The sequence below is a fragment of the Nocardia aurantiaca genome (genome assembly GCF_009708175.1).
Classification (GTDB): Bacteria; Actinomycetota; Actinomycetes; order Mycobacteriales; family Mycobacteriaceae; genus Nocardia; species Nocardia aurantiaca.
This window is the reverse complement of sequence record NZ_WMBB01000003.1, coordinates 18,691-37,644: the sequence shown is the minus strand read 5'-3', so window position 1 is coordinate 37,644 and position 18,954 is coordinate 18,691. Positions and strand designations below refer to the sequence as shown.

8 protein-coding genes are annotated in these 18,954 nt (G+C 69.8%); 5 read left to right on the top strand and 3 right to left on the bottom strand.

Going from position 1 to position 18,954, the window contains the following annotated elements:
* Positions 1-102: 102 nt before the first annotated feature.
* Positions 103-906 carry an isoprenyl transferase gene (locus GLP40_RS06385; RefSeq protein ID WP_154786940.1) on the top strand — a complete coding sequence of 268 codons (804 nt, stop codon included), beginning with the start codon at positions 103-105 and terminating at the stop codon, positions 904-906.
* Positions 903-1,310, top strand: a complete 408-nt coding sequence (locus GLP40_RS06380) for a hypothetical protein (RefSeq protein ID WP_154786939.1) — start codon at positions 903-905, stop codon at positions 1,308-1,310. Before GLP40_RS06385 ends, GLP40_RS06380 begins: the two co-directional genes overlap by 4 nt.
* Positions 1,311-1,340: 30 nt before the next feature.
* On the opposite strand, the gene GLP40_RS06375 is transcribed toward GLP40_RS06380, so the two are convergent.
* From GLP40_RS06375 to GLP40_RS06365, 3 genes are all read right to left on the bottom strand, one after another.
* Positions 1,341-1,973: a TetR/AcrR family transcriptional regulator gene (locus tag GLP40_RS06375; protein ID WP_154786938.1), complete on the bottom strand. Its 633-nt coding sequence runs from the start codon at positions 1,971-1,973 to the stop codon at positions 1,341-1,343.
* 72 nt (positions 1,974-2,045) lie between these two features.
* Positions 2,046-2,459, bottom strand: coding sequence for a Fur family transcriptional regulator (locus GLP40_RS06370; RefSeq protein WP_328289786.1), 414 nt, complete (start codon positions 2,457-2,459; stop codon positions 2,046-2,048).
* 3 nt (positions 2,460-2,462) lie between these two features.
* A complete protein-coding gene (locus GLP40_RS06365; protein ID WP_040861788.1) occupies positions 2,463-2,858 on the bottom strand; it encodes an ArsR/SmtB family transcription factor in 396 nt (131 codons plus the stop codon).
* A 252-nt stretch (positions 2,859-3,110) separates the two neighbouring features.
* Here GLP40_RS06365 and GLP40_RS06360 point away from each other — a divergent pair, with 252 nt between their 5' ends.
* From GLP40_RS06360 to GLP40_RS06350, 3 genes are all read left to right on the top strand, one after another.
* Complete coding sequence (locus tag GLP40_RS06360) at positions 3,111-4,502, top strand: glycine--tRNA ligase (protein WP_328289785.1); 1,392 nt, start codon at positions 3,111-3,113, stop codon at positions 4,500-4,502.
* Positions 4,503-4,699: 197 nt separating this feature from the next.
* The gene (locus tag GLP40_RS06355) at positions 4,700-5,407 is read left to right on the top strand and encodes a DUF6875 domain-containing protein (RefSeq protein WP_230329306.1); all 708 of its coding nucleotides are present in this window, start codon (positions 4,700-4,702) and stop codon (positions 5,405-5,407) included.
* A 10-nt stretch (positions 5,408-5,417) separates the two neighbouring features.
* A complete protein-coding gene (locus tag GLP40_RS06350; protein ID WP_154786936.1) occupies positions 5,418-18,887 on the top strand; it encodes a non-ribosomal peptide synthetase in 13,470 nt (4,489 codons plus the stop codon).
* Positions 18,888-18,954: the final 67 nt, after the last annotated feature.

Below are 18,954 nucleotides of genomic sequence, written 5' to 3'. Positions count from 1 at the left end.
CGCCGGTTTCCCCCGGCCACCGCGCGCCGTTCGGTGGCGGAAATGTGGAGGTCTGATGGCAATGGTGTAGGCGGCGTCCGGCGCTGTGGGGCGTCGGGCAGGATGGTGGGCGTGATCGGGAACCGGAAGTCATCGACTGAGCAGCGTGTTGTGCGGCCGCCGTCGCCGCATCCGTCGGGGGCGAAGCCGCCGGCGATTCCGGCGGAGTTCGTGCCCAAGCATGTGGCGCTGGTGATGGACGGCAACGGCCGCTGGGCCCAGGAGCGCGGGCTGCCGCGCACGGCGGGCCACGAGCGCGGCGAGGCGGTGCTCATGGACACTGTCGAGGGCTGCATCGAGCTGGGCGTGAAGTGGCTGTCGGCGTATGCCTTCTCCACCGAGAACTGGCGGCGCAGCCCGGAGGAGGTGCGTTTCCTCATGGGCTTCAACCGCGATGTGATCCGCCGTCGCCGCGACGAGATGCACGAGATGGGGGTGCGGGTGCGCTGGGCGGGCCGTCGACCGCGCCTGTGGCGCAGCGTGATCAAGGAATTGGAGATCGCGGAGGAACTCACCCAGGACAATACGGTGATGACCCTCACCATGTGCGTCAACTACGGCGGTCGCGCCGAGATCGCCGACGCCGCACGGGAAATCGCGCGCCGAGTGGCCGCCGGGGAACTCGATCCGGAGAAGGTCACCGAGGCCACGGTCGCCCGCTACCTCGACGAACCCGATATGCCGGATGTGGACCTGTTCCTGCGTCCCTCGGGTGAGCTGCGCAGCTCCAACTTCCTGATCTGGCAGGCCGCGTACGCCGAATTCGTCTTCCAGAAAACGCTTTTCCCCGATTTCGACCGCCGCAACCTCTGGGACGCCTGCCTGGAGTACGCCAAGCGTGACCGTCGTTTCGGGGGTGTGAAATGACCGACCAGGTCACCCCCGCCGAGGCGCTCCAGGACCGCGCCCGCGCCGTGCTGCTGCGCTACGGCGTGGAGGTCCGCGAGGAGGACGGCGGCCTCGGCTTCGAATACGAGGGCGCACTGTGCTCGCTGCGCGGAGTGAACTTGTCGCCCGGCCTGGATGTCCTGGCCCTCATGTGCATCCTGGCCTGGGACCGTCCGGTGAAACCCCAGCTGCACAAGCGGGTTGCCGAGCGCAATGCGGCCCTTCAGTTCGGCACGCTCACCGTGGTGTCCCGCGAGAAGCTCGCCGATGTCATCCTGCGCTACACCTTCCCCGCCGCGGGCCTCGAGGACGAGGCCCTGGCCACGATCCTGCTGCTGACCCTCTCCGGCGCGGGCCGCGCCCGCCAGGGTCTGCTGCCCTGACGCATTCGCCCGGTTCCGCCCGAGATCGGTTCAGGCTCGGGCGGTTTCGGCGGCGACCGCGGCGGCGCGGCGGTAGTCGGGGAGGATCTCGGTGATGCCGCGGGCGAAGGTTTCGGGGTCGACGTCGCCGAGGATCAGGTGCTGGAGGATGAAGCCGGGTAGTAGGCCGAGGAAGATCTTGGCCACCGCGTCGGTGTCGGCGTCCGGGGGCAGCCAGCCGACGTCGCGCATGCGCTCGGCGTAGTCGAACCAGAGGCGGCGGACGCCGAGGATTGTGGTGCGGACGTAGTCGGCGATATTGGCGTCGGTGAGGGCCAGCGACCAGGCCTGCGGAATGATGCGGACCGGCCCGCCGGGGGCGCTGAGGCGGACGATGGTCTCGCACATGATGCGGACCAGGTCGGGGGGAGTGGGCAGCGGGTCGCTGTAGACGGCCTCGCTGAGGGCGGCGCGCAGGTCGACGGTGGCCTCGGTGGCGAGGTCTTCGATGATGTCGTCCTTGGACTTGAAGTAGCGGTAGACCGCGCCGGCGGAGAGGCCGGATTCGGCGAAGACGTCCTGCATGGTGGTGGCGTGCAGGCCCTTGCGGGCGAAGCAGGACTGGGCGGCGACGCGGATCTGCTGCCTGCGGCGTTCCAGATGTTCCTCGCTGACTCTGGGCATGCGCCCAACGTAAAACGAATATCCGTTCTCGACAAGATGACAACTGGATGTCAGCCTTGTCCTAATTGGTCGTCAGTCCTTGGCGTGGCAGCAGTTCTGGCAGGTGCCGAAGATCTCCATGGTGTGACTGATGTCGGTGAACCCGTGCTCGGTGGCGATCGAGTCCGCCCAGGCCTCCACGGTCGGACCCTCCACCTCGACGGTGCGGCCGCACTGGCGGCAGACCAGGTGATGGTGGTGCCCGGTGGAGCACTGCCGGTACACCGATTCCCCGGAGTCGGTGCGCAGGACGTCGACCATCCCGGCGTCGGCCAGCGATTGCAGGGTCCGGTAGACCGTGGTCAGGCCGATGCCCTCACCGCGCTTGCGCAGTTCGTCGTGCAGTTCCTGCGCGGAGCGGAATTCGTCGATGTCCGCGAGCAGGGCGGCGATGGCGCTGCGCTGACGGGTGCTGCGGACCCCGACGGTCTTCTCGCTTGTTCCCACGGATCACCCTTCCTCGGCGTGTGCGACCGCGTCGATGACGATATGCGCCAGATGCTCGTCGACCAGTTCGTAGATGACCTCGCGTCCGGTGCGCTCGCCGCGCACTACCCCGGCGGACTTCAGGATGCGCAGATGCTGGCTGATCAGGGGCTGGGTCACCCCGAGAGTGTCGACCAGTTCGTGCACGCAGCGCGGCGACTCGCGGAGCTGCAGCACGATGGCGATGCGCACCGGGGCGGCGAGTGCGCGCAGTAGCTCTCCGGCGGAGTCCAGAATGGTTCGCGACGGCACGGCCGGCGGCTGGGGAGACCGGTAGGGATACGGGTCATGGGGAATCGCGGCCGGGGTCTCCGTCGCGACGTGCGAGCGCCGCAGGGGCGCGCCGCTGTCCGTGGTCATCGAACCAACTCCTTATTGGAAACCGATGCCATTCTTATATGCATGGGTGCGCATGTCAAACGTGACACGGCCCGTCACGCGGGACCGGTCAGGGCTTGGCCCCGAACCCCACGTGCCCCCGGCCGTCACCGCTTCTTGCGGCGTCGAGCGAGGATCAGCCGCACCGGGCATCGGTGTGAATCCTGTAGCGCCGTGCAGATAGTCTGGACTGAATCCTTTGCAATCTTCCGGACACGGATGGAGAACTGTTCAGTGGCACCCAAGTCGAAGGTGGACACCGTCGCCAACCTCGCCAAACGCCGGGGTCTGGTGTACCCGAGCGGCGAGATCTACGGCGGAACGAAATCGGCCTGGGATTACGGTCCGCTGGGCGTCGAGCTCAAGGAGAACATCAAGCGGCAGTGGTGGCGTTCCATGGTGACCAGCCGTGACGACGTGGTCGGCCTGGACTCGTCGATCATTCTGCCGCGTCAGGTGTGGGTGGCCTCGGGCCACGTCGCGGTGTTCAACGACCCGCTGGTGGAATGCCTCAACTGCCACAAGCGGCACCGGCAGGACCACCTGCAGGAGGCGTACGCCGAGAAGAACAAGATCGATGATCCGGATTCGGTGTCCATGGAACTCATCGCGTGCCCCGACTGCGGCACCGTGGGCCGCTGGACCGAGCCCAAGGACTTCAACATGATGCTGAAGACCTACCTGGGCCCGGTCGAATCCGAAGAGGGCATGCACTACCTGCGCCCGGAGACCGCGCAGGGCATCTTCGTGAACTACAAGAACATCGAGACCACCGCGCGCAAGAAGCCCCCGTTCGGCATCGCGCAGATCGGTAAGTCCTTCCGCAACGAGATCACCCCGGGCAACTTCATCTTCCGCACCCGCGAGTTCGAGCAGATGGAGATGGAGTTCTTCGTCAAGCCCGGCGAGGACGAGCAGTGGCACCAGTACTGGATCGACACCCGGCTGGCCTGGTACACCGACCTCGGCATCGATCCGGAGAACCTGCGGCTCTACGAGCACCCGAAGGAGAAGCTCTCGCACTACTCCACCCGCACGGTGGACATCGAGTACCGCTTCCGCTTCCAGGGCTCCGAGTGGGGTGAGCTCGAGGGCGTCGCCAACCGCACCGACTTCGACCTGAAGACCCACTCCGAGCATTCCGGCACGGATCTGAGCTTCTTCGATCAGAACACCAATGAGCGCTTCATCCCGTACGTGATCGAGCCGGCGGCCGGTCTGACCCGCTCGCTCATGGCGTTTCTGGTGGACGCGTACCACGTCGAGCAGGTGCCGACGGCCAAGGGCGGGGTCGAGGATCGCACCACCCTGCGCCTGGATCCGCGCCTGGCGCCTGTCAAGGCGGCGGTGCTGCCGCTGTCGCGCAATGCGGACCTCTCCCCGAAGGCCAAGGACCTCGCCGCGCAGCTGCGCAAGAACTGGAATGTGGACTTCGACGACGCCGGCGCCATCGGCCGCCGGTACCGTCGTCAGGACGAGATCGGCACCCCGTTCTGCATCACGGTCGACTTCGAGACGCTGGAGGATCAGGCCGTCACGGTGCGGGAACGGGACTCGATGGCCCAGCAGCGCATCGCTCTCGATCAAGTGGAGGGCTACTTGGCCGCGCGCCTCATCGGCGCCTGACCCAAGTTCACAGGAAAGACCGGTCACCCCTGACCGGTCTTTTTTTATTTGATTGCCCCCGAAATTCGGGGCGGCATCGAGGAATTGGGTGTCCGACCGCTCGCGTTAACGGCCCATGACCGGGGCACTATTCAAGTATGGGCAACGGCGCCACCGTCTGCCGTAGCTCGATGTAGCTCGATAGTCCGAGGTGAGTCATGAGCGAGCGTGTTATCGGCCCCCGCTCGGGGCTGCAATGGGTCTCATTGGGGGACACCGGATCATCGTGCCCCGCCGCCCGATCCACGGTGGCGGCTTTTCGATCTTGGGCCGATTCCTATCTGACCCAACCCAGCGACGAACTGGGCCGCGACGGGCCGGTCTGCCCGTACGTACAGCCCTCCATACGGCGGAGCCTGCTCTGGTTGGCGCAGGTCCCAGCGGCGGATCCGAGGCCGATGTGGGTCCGCGCGATCGTCCGCGACGCTCTGGAGATCTATCCGGAACTGCCGACGCGGAACGGTAGTTCGACTTCGGTGCTGCGCGCATTGATCACAGTATTTCCGAACTTGAAGGACCATACGCTGATCGATGAGATCCACGCGGAATTCAAGACCAAATTCGTGGAACGCGGCAGCATGCTCGGACAGTTTTATCCGGGCTGTGATCAACCAGGTTTGTGGAACAAGGATTTTCGGCCGCTGGACGCCCCACTGCCAATGTTGGTGGTGCGCGGCATGATGACCACCGATTTTCCGTTCCTATTGGACAAGCCCGAGTGGGCCGACGCCTACGTGCGCAAGTTCGCGCCGACGCTTCCCGCGCACGTGCGCTCGGTCATGGTGGGGCGCTTGACATCTCGCCCCGCCCTCGTGCCCGCCTACGAGGTGCGGCCAGACGACGAATCCTGCTCCACCAGCAGTTAGGCAGCGCCTCATGACGCGCGAGATCGCCGCGGATCGAACCGCCACCACTCGTTTCGAGAACGCCTTCCCGCTCTCCCCCGCCCAGCTGGGGATGTTCCATGCGCAGCAACTGGATCCGACCGTGCCGTTGTCGGAAGCCCAGTACATCGAGATGCGCGGCCCGCTGGACATGGTGGTGCTGCGTACGGTGGCCGCGCAGGCCGCGCGTGAATTCGGTTCGGGTGTCCTGCGATTCGTCGATATCGAGGGTCGGCCCTATCAGGTGGTCGACGCCGAGCTGGACGCGACGGTCGGTTTCTTGGACCTTCAGGACCGAGCCGACCCGGTTTCGGCCGCGCTGGAGTGGATGCGCGCGGATGTGGCGGCGCCGATCGAGCTGTTCGGCACACAGACCGGGATATCAACGGTGATCCGGGTCGGGGATTCCCATCACCTGTGGTACACCAGAGCTCACCACCTCCTCATCGATGGATTCGGTTCGGTGACCATGCTGTATCGGGTCGCCGAGCTGTACAACGCCGCGGTGCGCGGGCACACGGCGCCTCCCGCCACCGCGGCCTCGCTGCCGGCTGTGCACGAGGCGGAGATGGCGTATCGGGAATCCGCCCGGTACGCCACCGATGAGCGCTACTGGCGCGAGGTCACCGCGGGCATGCCCGACCGCTGCAGCTTGGTCGCGGCCACCGCTCCGGCGAGCGCGCTGGCCCGGGAGGCGCGTGCCCAGCTGGGGGAGCGGACGGCCGCGCGCCTGGAGAGCGCGGCCCGCCGCTTCGACACCAGCCCGGCGACCGTGGTCATGGCCGCGGTCGCGTTCTACTACGCCCGGCTGACCGCCACCGAGGATGTGGTGCTGAGCCTGCCCGTGTCCGGCCGCACCACCGCGATGCTGCGGCGCTCCGGCGGCATGATCGCCAATGTGGTGCCACTGCGGGTGCCGGTGCCGCGCACCGGACGGGTGGGGGAGGTGCTGGACGCCGTGCGGGTGGCGGCGTCGGGGGCCCTCCGTCATCAGCGCTTCCGCCACGAGGACATGCGGGGCGACGGCGAGCGGGACGAGTTCGGGCGGGGTATGACCGGGCCGGTCATCAACATCATGTTGTTCCCGGCCGCCATCGATTTCGAGGGCGTGGAATCGAGCCTGCACGTGGTCACGTCCGGGCCGATCGAGGACCTGTTCGTCAACTTCTACCAACACGGCGCGGGTGGGCCGATCCACGTCGACTTCGCGGCGAATCCGCGCCTGTACGACGAGGATTCGCTGATCAGGCATCACCGGCGCTTTCTCACCGTGCTGGAGTCGCTGCTGGCGGCGGAGGCGCGGACGCCGGTCGCCGAACTGGAATACGCGCTGGCGGACGAGAAGTCGGTGCTCGGCGGTGCGCACGGGGCGGCCGCGCCGCAGCCGCGGCTGTTGCCGGAGATCCTGGCCGCCGGTCTGGACCGGGCGGGGACCGACACGGTCGCCGTCATGGGCCGTGCTCGGCGGCTCACCTATGGCGAGCTGGACGCACTGTCGAATCGGCTGGCGCGCAGGATCTTGCGCGCGAGTGCCACGGGGTCCGAGACCGGTAGCCCGGCAGTTCCGGCCATCGGACCGGAATCGGCCGTGCTGCTGTCGCTGCCCCGTTCTCTCGAAGCCATGGTCGCGCTGTGGGCCGTGGCCAAGACCGGGGCGGCGTTCGTTCCGCTGGGCGCCGCGCTGCCCGCCGATCGTGTGGCCCGCATCGCCGCCGAATCCGGTGCGGCGCTCGGCCTTGCCTTCGCGGAATCGGCTGTCTCACTGCCTGATTCGGTCCGCTGGATCACCCTCGACGATCTGCTGAGCGAGGACGCCGACTCTTCCGATCGGCCGTTGACCGCCGATGAGGTGCGGGGCCGGCCCAGGATCGAGAATCCCGCGTACGTGGTGTTCACCTCCGGGTCGACCGGGGTGCCCAAGGGCGTCCTGGTGACCCATTCCGGTCTGGCGGGCCTGGCGGCGGCGATCGTGGCGGCGTATCGGGTCGAGCCCGGGGCGCGGGTACTGCAATGCCTGAACCCGAGTTTCGATGCGTCGGTGCTGGAGTGGCTGATGGCCTTCGCCTCCGGGACGACCCTGGTGGTGGCGGAATCGGATCCGGTGGTGGGCGCCGATCTGGCCGGGCTGGTCCGGGATTTCGGCATCACCCAGCTGTGCTCGACACCGGCGGTGCTGTCCACGCTCGCGCCCGATGCGCTCGACGGCGTCCGGGCGGTGTCCTCGGGTGGGGAGCCGACGCCGCCGGATATCGTGGCGCGCTTCGGAATCGGGCGAGAGCTGCTCAATTCGTACGGTCCGAGCGAGACCACGGTGGCCGTCACCTACACCGGGGGACTGGTGCCGGGGGCGAATGCCGGAATCGGCGACGCCGTCCCCGGCGCGGGCATGCTGGTGCTGGATCGCTGGTTGCGGCCGGTGCCGATCGGGGTGGCCGGGGAGCTGTACGTGACCGGGCCGGGTGTGGCGCGCGGCTATGCGGGTCGCCCGGGGCTGACCGCCGAACGCTTCGTGGCCGCCCCGTCGGGCGACCGCATGTATCGCACCGGAGATCTGGTGCGCTGGACCGAGAGCGGCGTGCTCGAGTACGTGGGTCGCGGCGATTTCCAGGTCAAGCTGCGCGGTATGCGCATCGAGCTGGGGGAGATCGACGCCGTCCTGAACGCGCATCCGGGGGTCGAGATCGTGGTCACGGTGGCGCGCCCGGCGCCCAGCGGCGGCACCGTGCTGGCCGCGTACGTGGTGCCGCACGCCGGTCATGCGGTCACCGAGCCCGAACTCCTGGACCACGCCACGCATCGGCTGCCGCCGTACATGGTGCCCGCGACCGTCACCGTGCTGGGAGCGCTGCCGCTCACCGCCAATGGCAAGGTGGACCGTCGGGCGCTCCCGGAACCCGTGGTGGCGCACCCGGTGCACGGCCGGGCTGCCGCGACGCAGACCGAACGCCTGTTGTGCGCGCTGTTCGCCGAGATACTCGGCACCGCCGACGTCGGTCCCGACACGTCCTTCTTCGCCCTCGGCGGCGACTCCATCATGGCGATCACGCTGGTGTCCCGCGCTCGCGCCGCCGGCCTGGTCTTCTCCGCCCGGGAGGTCTTCGAACACCGCACCCCCGCCGCGCTGGCGGCAGTGGTGACCCGGTTGGAGGACCGCCACGAGCGGCTGCCCGAGCTCCCGGGCGGCGGTGTCGGCCGCCTGCCGCTCACCCCTATCGCGGCCTGGCTGCTCGCCCGGCCCGGCTGGCGGCATTTCGCCCAGTCCATGGTGGTCCAGGTTCCGGTCGGTGCGGAGCTGCCGGTCCTGCTCCGCGCCGTGCAGGCCCTGCTCGATCGCCACGACCTGCTCCGCGCGCGCCTGATCGACACCGATGACGGGCTCCGATTGGATGTTCCACCGGCGCGTTCCATGGATGTGGCCACGCTGCTGACCCGAATCGACTGCACCGCCGCGGATCACGTGAACGTCGAGGGTGACGGTCACCGCGATGCCGGAGCCGCCGTCTCCGAGGCCGCGATCGACGAGGCCCTGTCTGCGGCCGTCGACCGACTGGATCCGCGTGCGGGCGTCATGGTCGCGCTGACCTGGCTGGACGCGGGCGCCTCCCGCTCCGGACAATTGGCGATCGCTGTCCATCATCTGGCCTGTGACGCGGTCTCCTGGCGAATCCTGTTGCCGGACCTGATGTCCGCGTGGGCGCAGGCGTCCTCGGGGATCGAACCCGAGTTGCGGGAGACCGGGACGTCGGTGCGCACCTGGGCGTATGCGCTGCGGGCCCTCGCCGCACCGGGTACGAATGGCGCCGCGGCCGGTGACGGCTCCGGCGGGTCGGTGAGCGAATCATCCTGGCCGGTGGCCGAGCTCGGACACTGGCGGGAGGTGCTCGCCGCGGACGCCCTGATCGGGCGACGCAGGCTGGACGCGGCGGTGGACACCCACCGGACGGCCGGGCGGATCGATATCGAAGTGCCGGGCGAGGTTTCGGCGGCGCTGGTCGGCCGGATCGCGGCAACCTATCGCTGCGGTGTCGAGGATGCGTTGCTGGCGGCCCTGACCTTGGCACTGGCCCGGTGGCGGATCAGCTCCGATGCGGCGCATGATGGCGCCGTGGTCGCCGTCGAGCGGCATGGCCGCGACGAGGCCGCGGTGGCCGGGGCGGACCTGTCGCGGACGGTCGGTTGGTTCACAGCGCCGGTGCCAGTGCGACTGGGACCTGTCGCGGTAGAAGGTGATTCCAGTACCAAGATCGTCGATACGGCCTTGAGGACGGTCAAGGAACAGTTGCGGGCCGTGCCACGCGGTGGCTTCGGATACGGCCTGCTGCGCTACCTCAATCCCGAGACGGCCGCGGAGCTCGCCGCGCTGCCGGATCCGCAGATCGGGTTCAACTACCTCGGCCAGATTCCCGATGTGGCGGCGGAGGGCGATTGGCTGCCGGTGTCGATGGGGGACCGGCTGGGCGGACACGCCGATCCGGACATGCCGTTGGCGGCCGTGGTGTCGGTGGACGCGGTCACGCTGGAGTCGGAGGGCGGGCAGCGGATTTGGACGGTCTGGCAGTTCGCCGCCGAGGCGATCGCGGCCGACGCGGTGGAAGCGTTGGCGCGGGAATGGCTTTCGGCCGTCGGGGAGATCGCCGAGCTGGTGCGGCAGCCCGATGCCGGTGGCCTCACACCAGGAGATCTGCCGTTGCTGAGTGTCTCTCAACCGGAGATCGACTCGTGGGAGCGGACATTCGGCCGTTTGACCGACGCCTGGCCGCTGACGCCCTTACAGCGCGGCCTGCTGTTCCAGGCGCAGCTGGCCGAGGGCGGCCCGGACGGCTATTCGGTGCAAGCGATCATCGATGTCGAGGCCGACCTCGCTCTCGACCGCCTGACAGCCGCCGCCGAGGCGCTCGTCCGCCGCCACGACGTGCTGAGGGCCGCATTCCTGGCCTCGGATACCGGTGCGGTGCAGGTGATTCCGGCTGAGGTCGCCGTGCCGTGCGCCTATCGAGAGGCTTTCGGCGCGACGCCGGAGGAACTCGATGAGATCGCCGCGGCCGAACTGCGCACTCCCTTCTCGGTCGACCGCCCACCCCTGATCCGATTCCTGTGCATCGCGGCGGGGGACCGGCGCTTCCGGCTGGTCATCACCAACCACCATCTGATCCTCGACGGCTGGTCCATGCCGCTGCTGTTCGCGGAACTCATCGCCCTCTACGAAACCTCCGGCGACGACGCCGAATTCGTTACCCCGGCCCCGTTCCGCACCCACCTGGAATGGCTGGCCGCGCGCGATGACGACCGCGCCCGCGAGGCCTGGACGCAGTCCCTGTCCGGCCTCGACGGCCCGACCCTGATCGCCCCCGCCGCCCCGCGCGCCGACGCCGCGACCGTCCCGGTCGCCCACGAGGTCCCGCTGCCCGATGGCCTGCCGGATGCCCTGCGCCGCACGGCCGCGGCCTGTCAGGTCACCGTCAATACCCTCGTGCAGGTGGCGTGGGCGCTGCTGCTGGCCGAGCGGACCGGCGGCTCCGACATCGTCTTCGGCGCCACCGTCTCCGGCCGCCCGCCGGAACTCTCGGACGCCGAGCGCATGGTCGGCATGCTGGTCAATACCGTCCCGGTCCGCATTGCCCTGGACCCGGCCGAATCCATCGCCGACCTGCTGGCCCGCGTTCAGCGCGAACAGGCCGCCCTGGCCGAGCACCAGCATCTGGGCCTCGATGAAATCCAGGCCGCCACCGGCCTGGTCCCGCTCTTCGACACCGCCACGGTCTTCGAGTCCTACCCGGTGGACGCGGCCGCCCTCACCGCCGCTACCCGTGACGCCGCCCTCACCGTCACCGGCCTGCGCGCGCAGGACGGCACCCACTACCCGCTCTCCCTGGCCGCCTACGCCGATAATGGTCTCCGCCTCGAACTGACCCGCTCTCCGCGCTATTTCGCCGCGGCCGAAGCGGATTCGCTGGCGGAGTCTCTCGCCCGCCTGCTGGTCGCCCTCACCGACGCCTCGACCCGGCGAACCGCGCGGCTACGCGGCACCGATCCGCTCGACGCCACCGCGACCCGACACGGCGGCCCGGCTCACCGGGTGCGTTTGCTCCCGGATCTACTGTCCGCCAATGGTTCCCCGACCGCCACGGCGATCGTCAGCGCCGAGCCGTCGGCCGCGGCGGCCGGGCTGACCTATGCCGAGCTGGCGATGGCGTCGAATCGATTGGCTCGGTGGCTGATCGGTCGCGGGGCCGGCCCCGAGCGGGCCGTGCTGGTAGCGCTGCCGCGGTCGGTGATATCGATGGTCGCGGTGCGGGCCATCGCCGAGACCGGTGCGGCGTTCGTGCCGGTGGATGTCACGCAGCCGGCCGCGCGCACGAGGGCCATCGCCTCGGAATGCGGTGCGGTACTGGGGATCACCTCGGATATGGTGACGGATCTGCCGGGCGAGGTGCAGTGGCTGCGGTGGGACGGAGATGAGCTTGCCACCGCGTGCGCGGCGATGTCCGCGGAGCCGGTGACCGACGCCGACAGGCTCGCGCCGCTGCACCCTGAGCATGCGGCCTATGTGGTGTTCACCTCGGGCTCCACCGGCACGCCGAAGGGTGTCGTCGTCTCCCACACCGGCCTGGCCGATATGGTGGCGGCGATGGCGGAACGCGGCGGCATCGATCGCGATTCGCGCGTGATGCACTGCCTCAACCCGGCTTTCGATGCGGCGATGCTGGTGTGGATGTCCGCCTTCGCCGCCGGGGCGACGCTGGTCGTGGCGCCGCCGGAGGCGAGTGCCGGGGCGGAGTTGGCCGCCGCGCTCGATGCGGGCTCCGCGACCCATCTGACCTGCACCCCGAGCGTGCTCGCGACCCTCGACGCGGCCGATCTGGGCGGCGTGCGGACGGTCGTCATGGGCGGTGAGCCCTGCCCGCCCGCGCTGGTGGCGCGCCTGGGCGAGGGTCGTGCGCTGGTGAATTCCTACGGCCCGGCGGAGACCACGATCGCCGCGAGCTTCGGCGACCCGATGACCGTCGATACCTCGACCCTGCTGGGCGCCCCGGTGCCCGGCGCGACCCTGCTCGTGCTGGACGCCTGGCTGCGCCCCGTGCCGCCCGGTGCGGTCGGTGAACTGTATGTGCGCGGTCCGGGGCTGGCGCGCGGCTATGCCGGTCGCCCGGCGCTGTCCGCGAGCCGGTTCGTCGCCGACCCGTTCGCCGCCGGTCAGCGCATGTACCGCACCGGGGACCTGATGCGATGCGCCGCGGCCGGTTTGGAATACGCGGGTCGCGGCGACTTCCAGGTGAAGATCCGCGGCATCCGGGTGGAGCCGGGCGAGGTCGACGCCGTACTGCTGAGGCATCCGGGCATCGAAGCCGCCGTGACCGTGGCCCGCCGCAACCCCGCCGGCGCGATGACGCTGTGTTCGTATGTCTCCCTGCCGGATCCGGCACCGGTGTCCGAGCTGCTGGCCTGGGCCTCCGATCGGCTGCCGCGCTACCTGGTGCCTTCGAGTCTTCAGGTGCTGGCGGAGTTGCCGTTGACGGCGAGCGGCAAGGTCGACCTGCGTGCCCTGCCCGAGCCCCGGCTGGTGCGGGCCGAGTACGTCGCCCCGGTCGGGGCCGAGGTCGCCATCGCCGAGGCCTTCGCCGAGATACTGGGTCTGGGCCGTGTCGGCGCGGGCGACGACTTCTTCGCGCTCGGCGGCGATTCGCTCATCGCGACCCGCGTCGCCGCCCGCCTCTCCGCTCACCTGGGTCGCACCGTTGCGGTGCGGCTGCTCTTCGAGGCCCCGGTGGTGGCCGATCTGGCCGTCCGCCTGTCGGCCGCCGAGATCGGCGCCGCCGCAACCGCTCTCACCCGCGCCGAGCATCCCGATCTGGTCCCGCTCTCCCCGGCCCAGCAGCGCATGTGGTTCGTCAACCGCTACGATCCGGCCTCGCCGGCCTACAACGTGCCGGTGGCCCTGCGCCTTTCGGGCCACCTGGACCACGCCGCCCTGCGTGCCGCGCTGCGCGATGTCCTCGACCGCCACGAGACCTTGCGCACGGTCTACCCCGATATCGACGGCGTCGGCATGCAGCGCGTACTCCCCACCGGGGACGTCCCACTCGATCTCGACCCGGTGCCGGTGTCTCTCGATCGACTGCCCGAGGTCGTCGCGGAGACCATCGGCCGAGGATTCGATGTCACCGCGGCTGTCCCGCTGCGGGTCCGGGTATTCGGTCTGGACGACGGCGGAACAGCCTCGGCCGCACCGAGTTGCGGTCCGCGCACCGAATCGGCCGGCCGCTTCGACGAGCATGTGGTCGTGCTGGTCGCGCATCACATTGCGACGGACGGCTTCTCGATGGCCCCACTGACCCGCGATGTGGCCGCGGCCTACGCGATGCGGGCGGCCGGGCACGCGCCGACGTGGGAACCGCTGCCGGTCCAGTACGCGGACTACACGCTGTGGCAGTGGAATCGGCTCGGGGCCGAGGAGGACCCGGACTCGCTGACGGCCCGGCAACTCGACTACTGGTCGCGCACTCTCGCCGAGATGCCCGATCACCTGGAGCTGCCCGCGGACCGGCCGCGCCCGGCCCGCGCCTCGCACCGGGCGGCCGAGTGCACGGCCCGGGTGGACCGCGAAATGACGGCGGCCATCGAACGCTGTGCCCGCGAGCATCGCGCGACGCCGTTCATGGTGGTGCACGCGGCGCTGGCCGTGCTGCTGGCGCGCCTGAGCGGCGCCGCGGACGTGGTGGTCGGCACTCCGGTCGCGGGACGTGGCGCGCGCGAACTCGACGACCTGGTCGGCATGTTCGTGAACACGCTGGTGCTGCGCACCGATATCCGTCCGGATGAGGCCTTCGGCGCCCTGCTGGATCGGGTGCGGGACACCGATCTGGCCGCCTTCGAGCGCGCCGATGTGCCCTTCGAGCGGCTGGTCGAGGTGCTGGCGCCGGCCCGGTCGCAGGCCCGGCATCCGCTGGTGCAGGTGATGCTGGTGTTCCAGAATCTGGCCATGCCGGAGCTGCGGTTGCCCGAGCTGACCGTGTCACCACTCGAACTGCCGCAGACCGCCAGCCGTTTCGACCTGAGCGTCACCGTCGTCGGCGATACCGACGGCCTGGAGCTGCGCTGCTGCTACGCCACCGACCTGTTCGACGCGTCCACCATGGCCGACTTCACCGACCGGCTGGTGCGTGTGCTGACCGAGATCACGGCCGAATCGTCCCGCCCGGTCGGCGATCTGGACCTGCTGACCGCGGCGGAGCGCGAGCGGCTGCACGGCACCGCCGAACCTGTCGCGGCCCCGCGCATGCTGGCCGACCTGATGTCCGACGCGGTCGCCGCGAATCCGGACGGCATCGCGGTCGTGTGCGGGGAGCGGCGGCTCACCTACCGTGAGCTCGATACCCGGGCCGAACGACTGGCCCGGCGGCTGGCGGCGGCAGGGGCCCGACCGGAAACGCTGGTGGCCGTGGGTATTCCGCGGTCCATCGAATCGGTGCTGGCGGTCTGGGCCGTCGCGCGGACCGGCGCGGCCTTCGTCCCGGTGGACCCGGCCTATCCGCCGGATCGGATCGCCCGGATCATCGACGTTTCCGGGGTACGTCTCGGTCTCACCGTGAGAGCACAGTGTGACCGGCTTCCGGGCACGGTGGAATGGTGGTGCCTGGACGACCGCGATGAGCAGGAGTATCCCGTCGCGGTCCATGAAATCGACAGGGACACCGCCCATCCGGCGTATGTCACCTTCACCTCGGGTTCGACGGGCGCGCCGAAGGGCGTGGTGGTCTCCCACACGGGTCTGGCGAATCTCGCTGCCGCCCAGCGGGACCGGGATGCGATCACCTCGGCCTCCCGGGTCCTGCACGTGGCGTCACCGAGCTTCGACGCATCCGTGGCGGAACTGCTGATGGCGGTGGGCGCGGCCGCCACCCTGGTGATCGCGCCGCCCGCCGTCTTCGCGGGTCCGGAGCTCGGGGAACTGCTTTCCCGCGAACGGGTTTCGCATATCGCCCTCACGCCCTCGGCGTTGTCCACGGTGGATCCATCCGGCATGGACGATCTGCGCCTGATCGTCACCGGCGGCGAACCCTGCCCGCCGGAGCTGGTCGCCGCGTGGGCGGCCGAGGGCCGCAACCATTTCAACGACTACGGCCCGACCGAGGCCACGGTGTGGGCCGCCGGTGCGCCGGTGCGCCCGGGTGAGCCGATCACCATCGGTGATGCCGCACCGGGCATGCAGGCCCTCGTCCTCGACGAGCGGCTGCGCCCGGTACCGGACGGCGTGGTCGGCGAACTGTACCTCGCGGGAATCGGTCTGGCGCGCGGCTATTTCGACCGCTTCGACCTGACCGCCTCGCGATTCGTGGCCCACCCGCACGGCAGGCCCGGGCAGCGCATGTACCGCACCGGTGACCTGGTGCGGCGGCGTGCCGGAAAACTGGAATTCCTGGGCCGCACCGATGCCCAGGTCAAACTGCGCGGCCTGCGCATCGAACTCGGCGATGTCGAGGCGGCGCTGACCGCGCAGCCCGCGGTCGCCCGCGCGGTCGCCGTGGTCCGCGACGACAGGCGCGGCGGGGTGCTCGCCGCCTACGTGGTCGCCGCGGACGGAGCAGAACCCGACCCGGTAGCCCTGAAGAAGGCCGCCGCGCACCGACTTCCGTCCTATATGGTGCCGTCCGCCATCACCGTGCTGCCCGACCTGCCGCGCACCGCCAACGGCAAACTGGACCTGGACGCCCTGCCCGCACCGCGGCTCGTGGCCGGGGAGCAGCAGCCGCCGGAGGGGCCCGTCGAGACGGCGGTGGCGGCGGCCTTCGCCGAGGTTCTGGACATCGAGCAGGTCTGGCGTGAGGACGACTTCTTCGCCCTCGGCGGCAATTCGCTCATCGCCACCCGCGTGGTGGCGCGGCTCGGAGCGGCGCTCGGCACGGCCGTTCCGGTTCGCGCCCTGTTCGACGCCCCGAAGGTGGCGGAGCTGGCCGCGCTCGTCGCCTCCGGCGGCGCGTCGGATCGTCCGCGCCCGGGACGGCGTCCGCGCCCGGCGCGGATTCCGCTGTCGGCGGCCCAGCAGCGCATGTGGTTCCTCAACCGCTACGATCCGGGCTCACCGCTGTACAACATTCCCGGCGCCTTCGAAATCACCGGCGCACTGGATGTTTCGGTGCTGCGCGCCGCGATCGACGATGTCGTCGCCCGGCACGAGACCCTGCGCACCATCTATCCGGTCGGACCGGACGGGCTGCCGTACCAGCGAATCCTGCCCGCGGCATCGGGTTCCGTGCCGATCACCGAGGTCGAGGTGGATGCCGACGGCATCGCCGAAGCCCTTGGCACGCAGCTGTCCCGCGGCTTCGACATCACTCGGGAAACGCCGCTGCGGGTGTGCGCGCTCCGCCTGGGGCCGGACCGCACGGTGCTGGCCATGGCCGTGCATCACATCGCCGCCGACGGCTGGTCCATGGCGCCGCTGGCCCGGGATGTCATGTACGCCTTCGCCGCTCGCTCGGCCGGGGCGGCGCCCGAGTGGATTCCGCTCCCGCTGCAATACGCCGACTACGCCCTCTGGCAGCGCGAACTGCTGGGCTCCGACAGCGATCCGGACAGCCTGGCCGGCCGCCAGTTGGATTTCTGGCGCACCACCCTGGCCGCTGTGCCCGAGGTCCACGCCCTGCCCACCGACCGTACCCGCCCGGACGCCCCGTCCGGCATCGGCGATCGCATCGAATTCACGGTTCCCGCACCGGTTCACGACCGAATCCAGGTGCTCGCCCGCAGCCACGGCGCGAGTCCGTTCATGGTGGTGCACGCCGCGCTGGCGGTCTTGCTGGCCCGGTTGTCCGGCCGCACCGATATCGTCATCGGCTCGGTGGTGGCGGGTCGCGGTGACGGCGAATTCGACGATCTCGTCGGCATGTTCGTCAATACCGTGGTGCTGCGCTCACGGGTCGATCCCGCCGCCGGCTTCGACGGCGTCCTTGCCGCCGTGCGGCAGGCCGATTTGGCCGTCTACGGCAATATGGACCTGCCGTTCGAGCGGTTGGTGGAGGCCCTGGCTCCGGCCCGATCCACCGCGCATCATCCACTGTTCCAGGTCCTGCTCGCCTTCCAGAATCTGCGGACCGAGGCAACCACGGTGCCCGGCTTGGCGATTCGACCACTCGAGGCGCCCGCGCCCGGATCCAAGTTCGATCTGGAATGGATGCTGGCCGAGCAGTTCGGGGCGGCCGGGGAACCGGCGGGCATCGCCGCCTCCCTCACCTTCACCACCGACCTGTTCGACCGCGCCACCGCCGCCGCCATGGTGGACGGCTTTCTCGCGCTGCTGGACGCCGCGACCGCAGCGCCCACGGTGGCGGTCGGCACGATGGACGTGACGCCCGCCGGTGGAGCGCCGCTACCGGCGCTCACCGTGAATCCCCAGAACGAGTCCGCACCGGTGGTGGAGACTCATCCGGCTGCGGCCCGCCGCGCCTACCGGGCGCCCCGCACGGCTGCGGAACGCACCCTCGTCGAAGCGTTCGAGACCGTCGTGGAATCCTCGCGAATCGGTATGGACGACAACTTCTTCGACATCGGCGGTAACTCCATGGGCGCGGTCCGCCTGGTCGGCCTGGTGCGCGAACGAACCGGCATCCCCATGCCCCTGCAGTGGATGTTCCTCGATCCGACCCCCGCCGCGCTGGCGGTGCGGCTGACCGAGGCCGCCGACCAGCCGGACGTGGAAGCCTCCCTGCGGGTGCTGCTGCCCATGCGCCCGCGGGGCGAGGCGCCGGCCCTGTTCTGTGTGCATCCGGCCATCGGATTGGCCTGGTGTTATGGCGGATTGGTGCGGTACGTCGACAGCGACCGGCCGATCTACGGTATCCAGTCGCCGGGCGTCACCGATGGCGGCACCGCCGACCGCACCGTGCGCGATCTGGCCGTCCGCTATGTCGAGGAGATCCGCCGTGTGCAGCCGGAGGGCCCGTACCACCTGCTCGGCTACTCCGCGGGCGGTCCGCTGGCGCACGCCGTGGCCGTCGAATTGCGGCGCCGGGGCGCCGAGGTGCCGTCGCTCATCATGATCGACTCGCGCGCCGACGTCGCCGTGCCGGACGACGGCGCCCTGCCTCCGCTGTCGATGCTGCTGGCCGAGTTCGGCGGCATCGACATCCCGCCCGAGCTCGAGCACATCACTCCCGTCCAGGCGGCGTCCCTGCTGGAGACGTCCGGAATCACCTTCACCGCAACCGAACTGGAGAACTTCTACAGCGACCTGCGACACCTGCTGCGCCAGATCGCCGCGCACGAGCACGAGGTCTTCGACGGCGACGTGCTGTTCTTCGCCGCCGCCTACAACCCGGACCCCAACCCGAACGTCAGCACCTGGCGGCCCTACATCGCCGGCGCCATCCACGAACGGCCCCTGCCCTACGGCCACAACGAGCTGATCACCGCCGAGGCCCTGGCCCGGATCGGTCCGGTGGTGGACGCCTACCTGAACCGCTGACCCGGGAAACTCGCGGTCCACTCCCGCGGCTGGGGAAGAATGGGCCTGGAAACCCGGACGGCTAGGG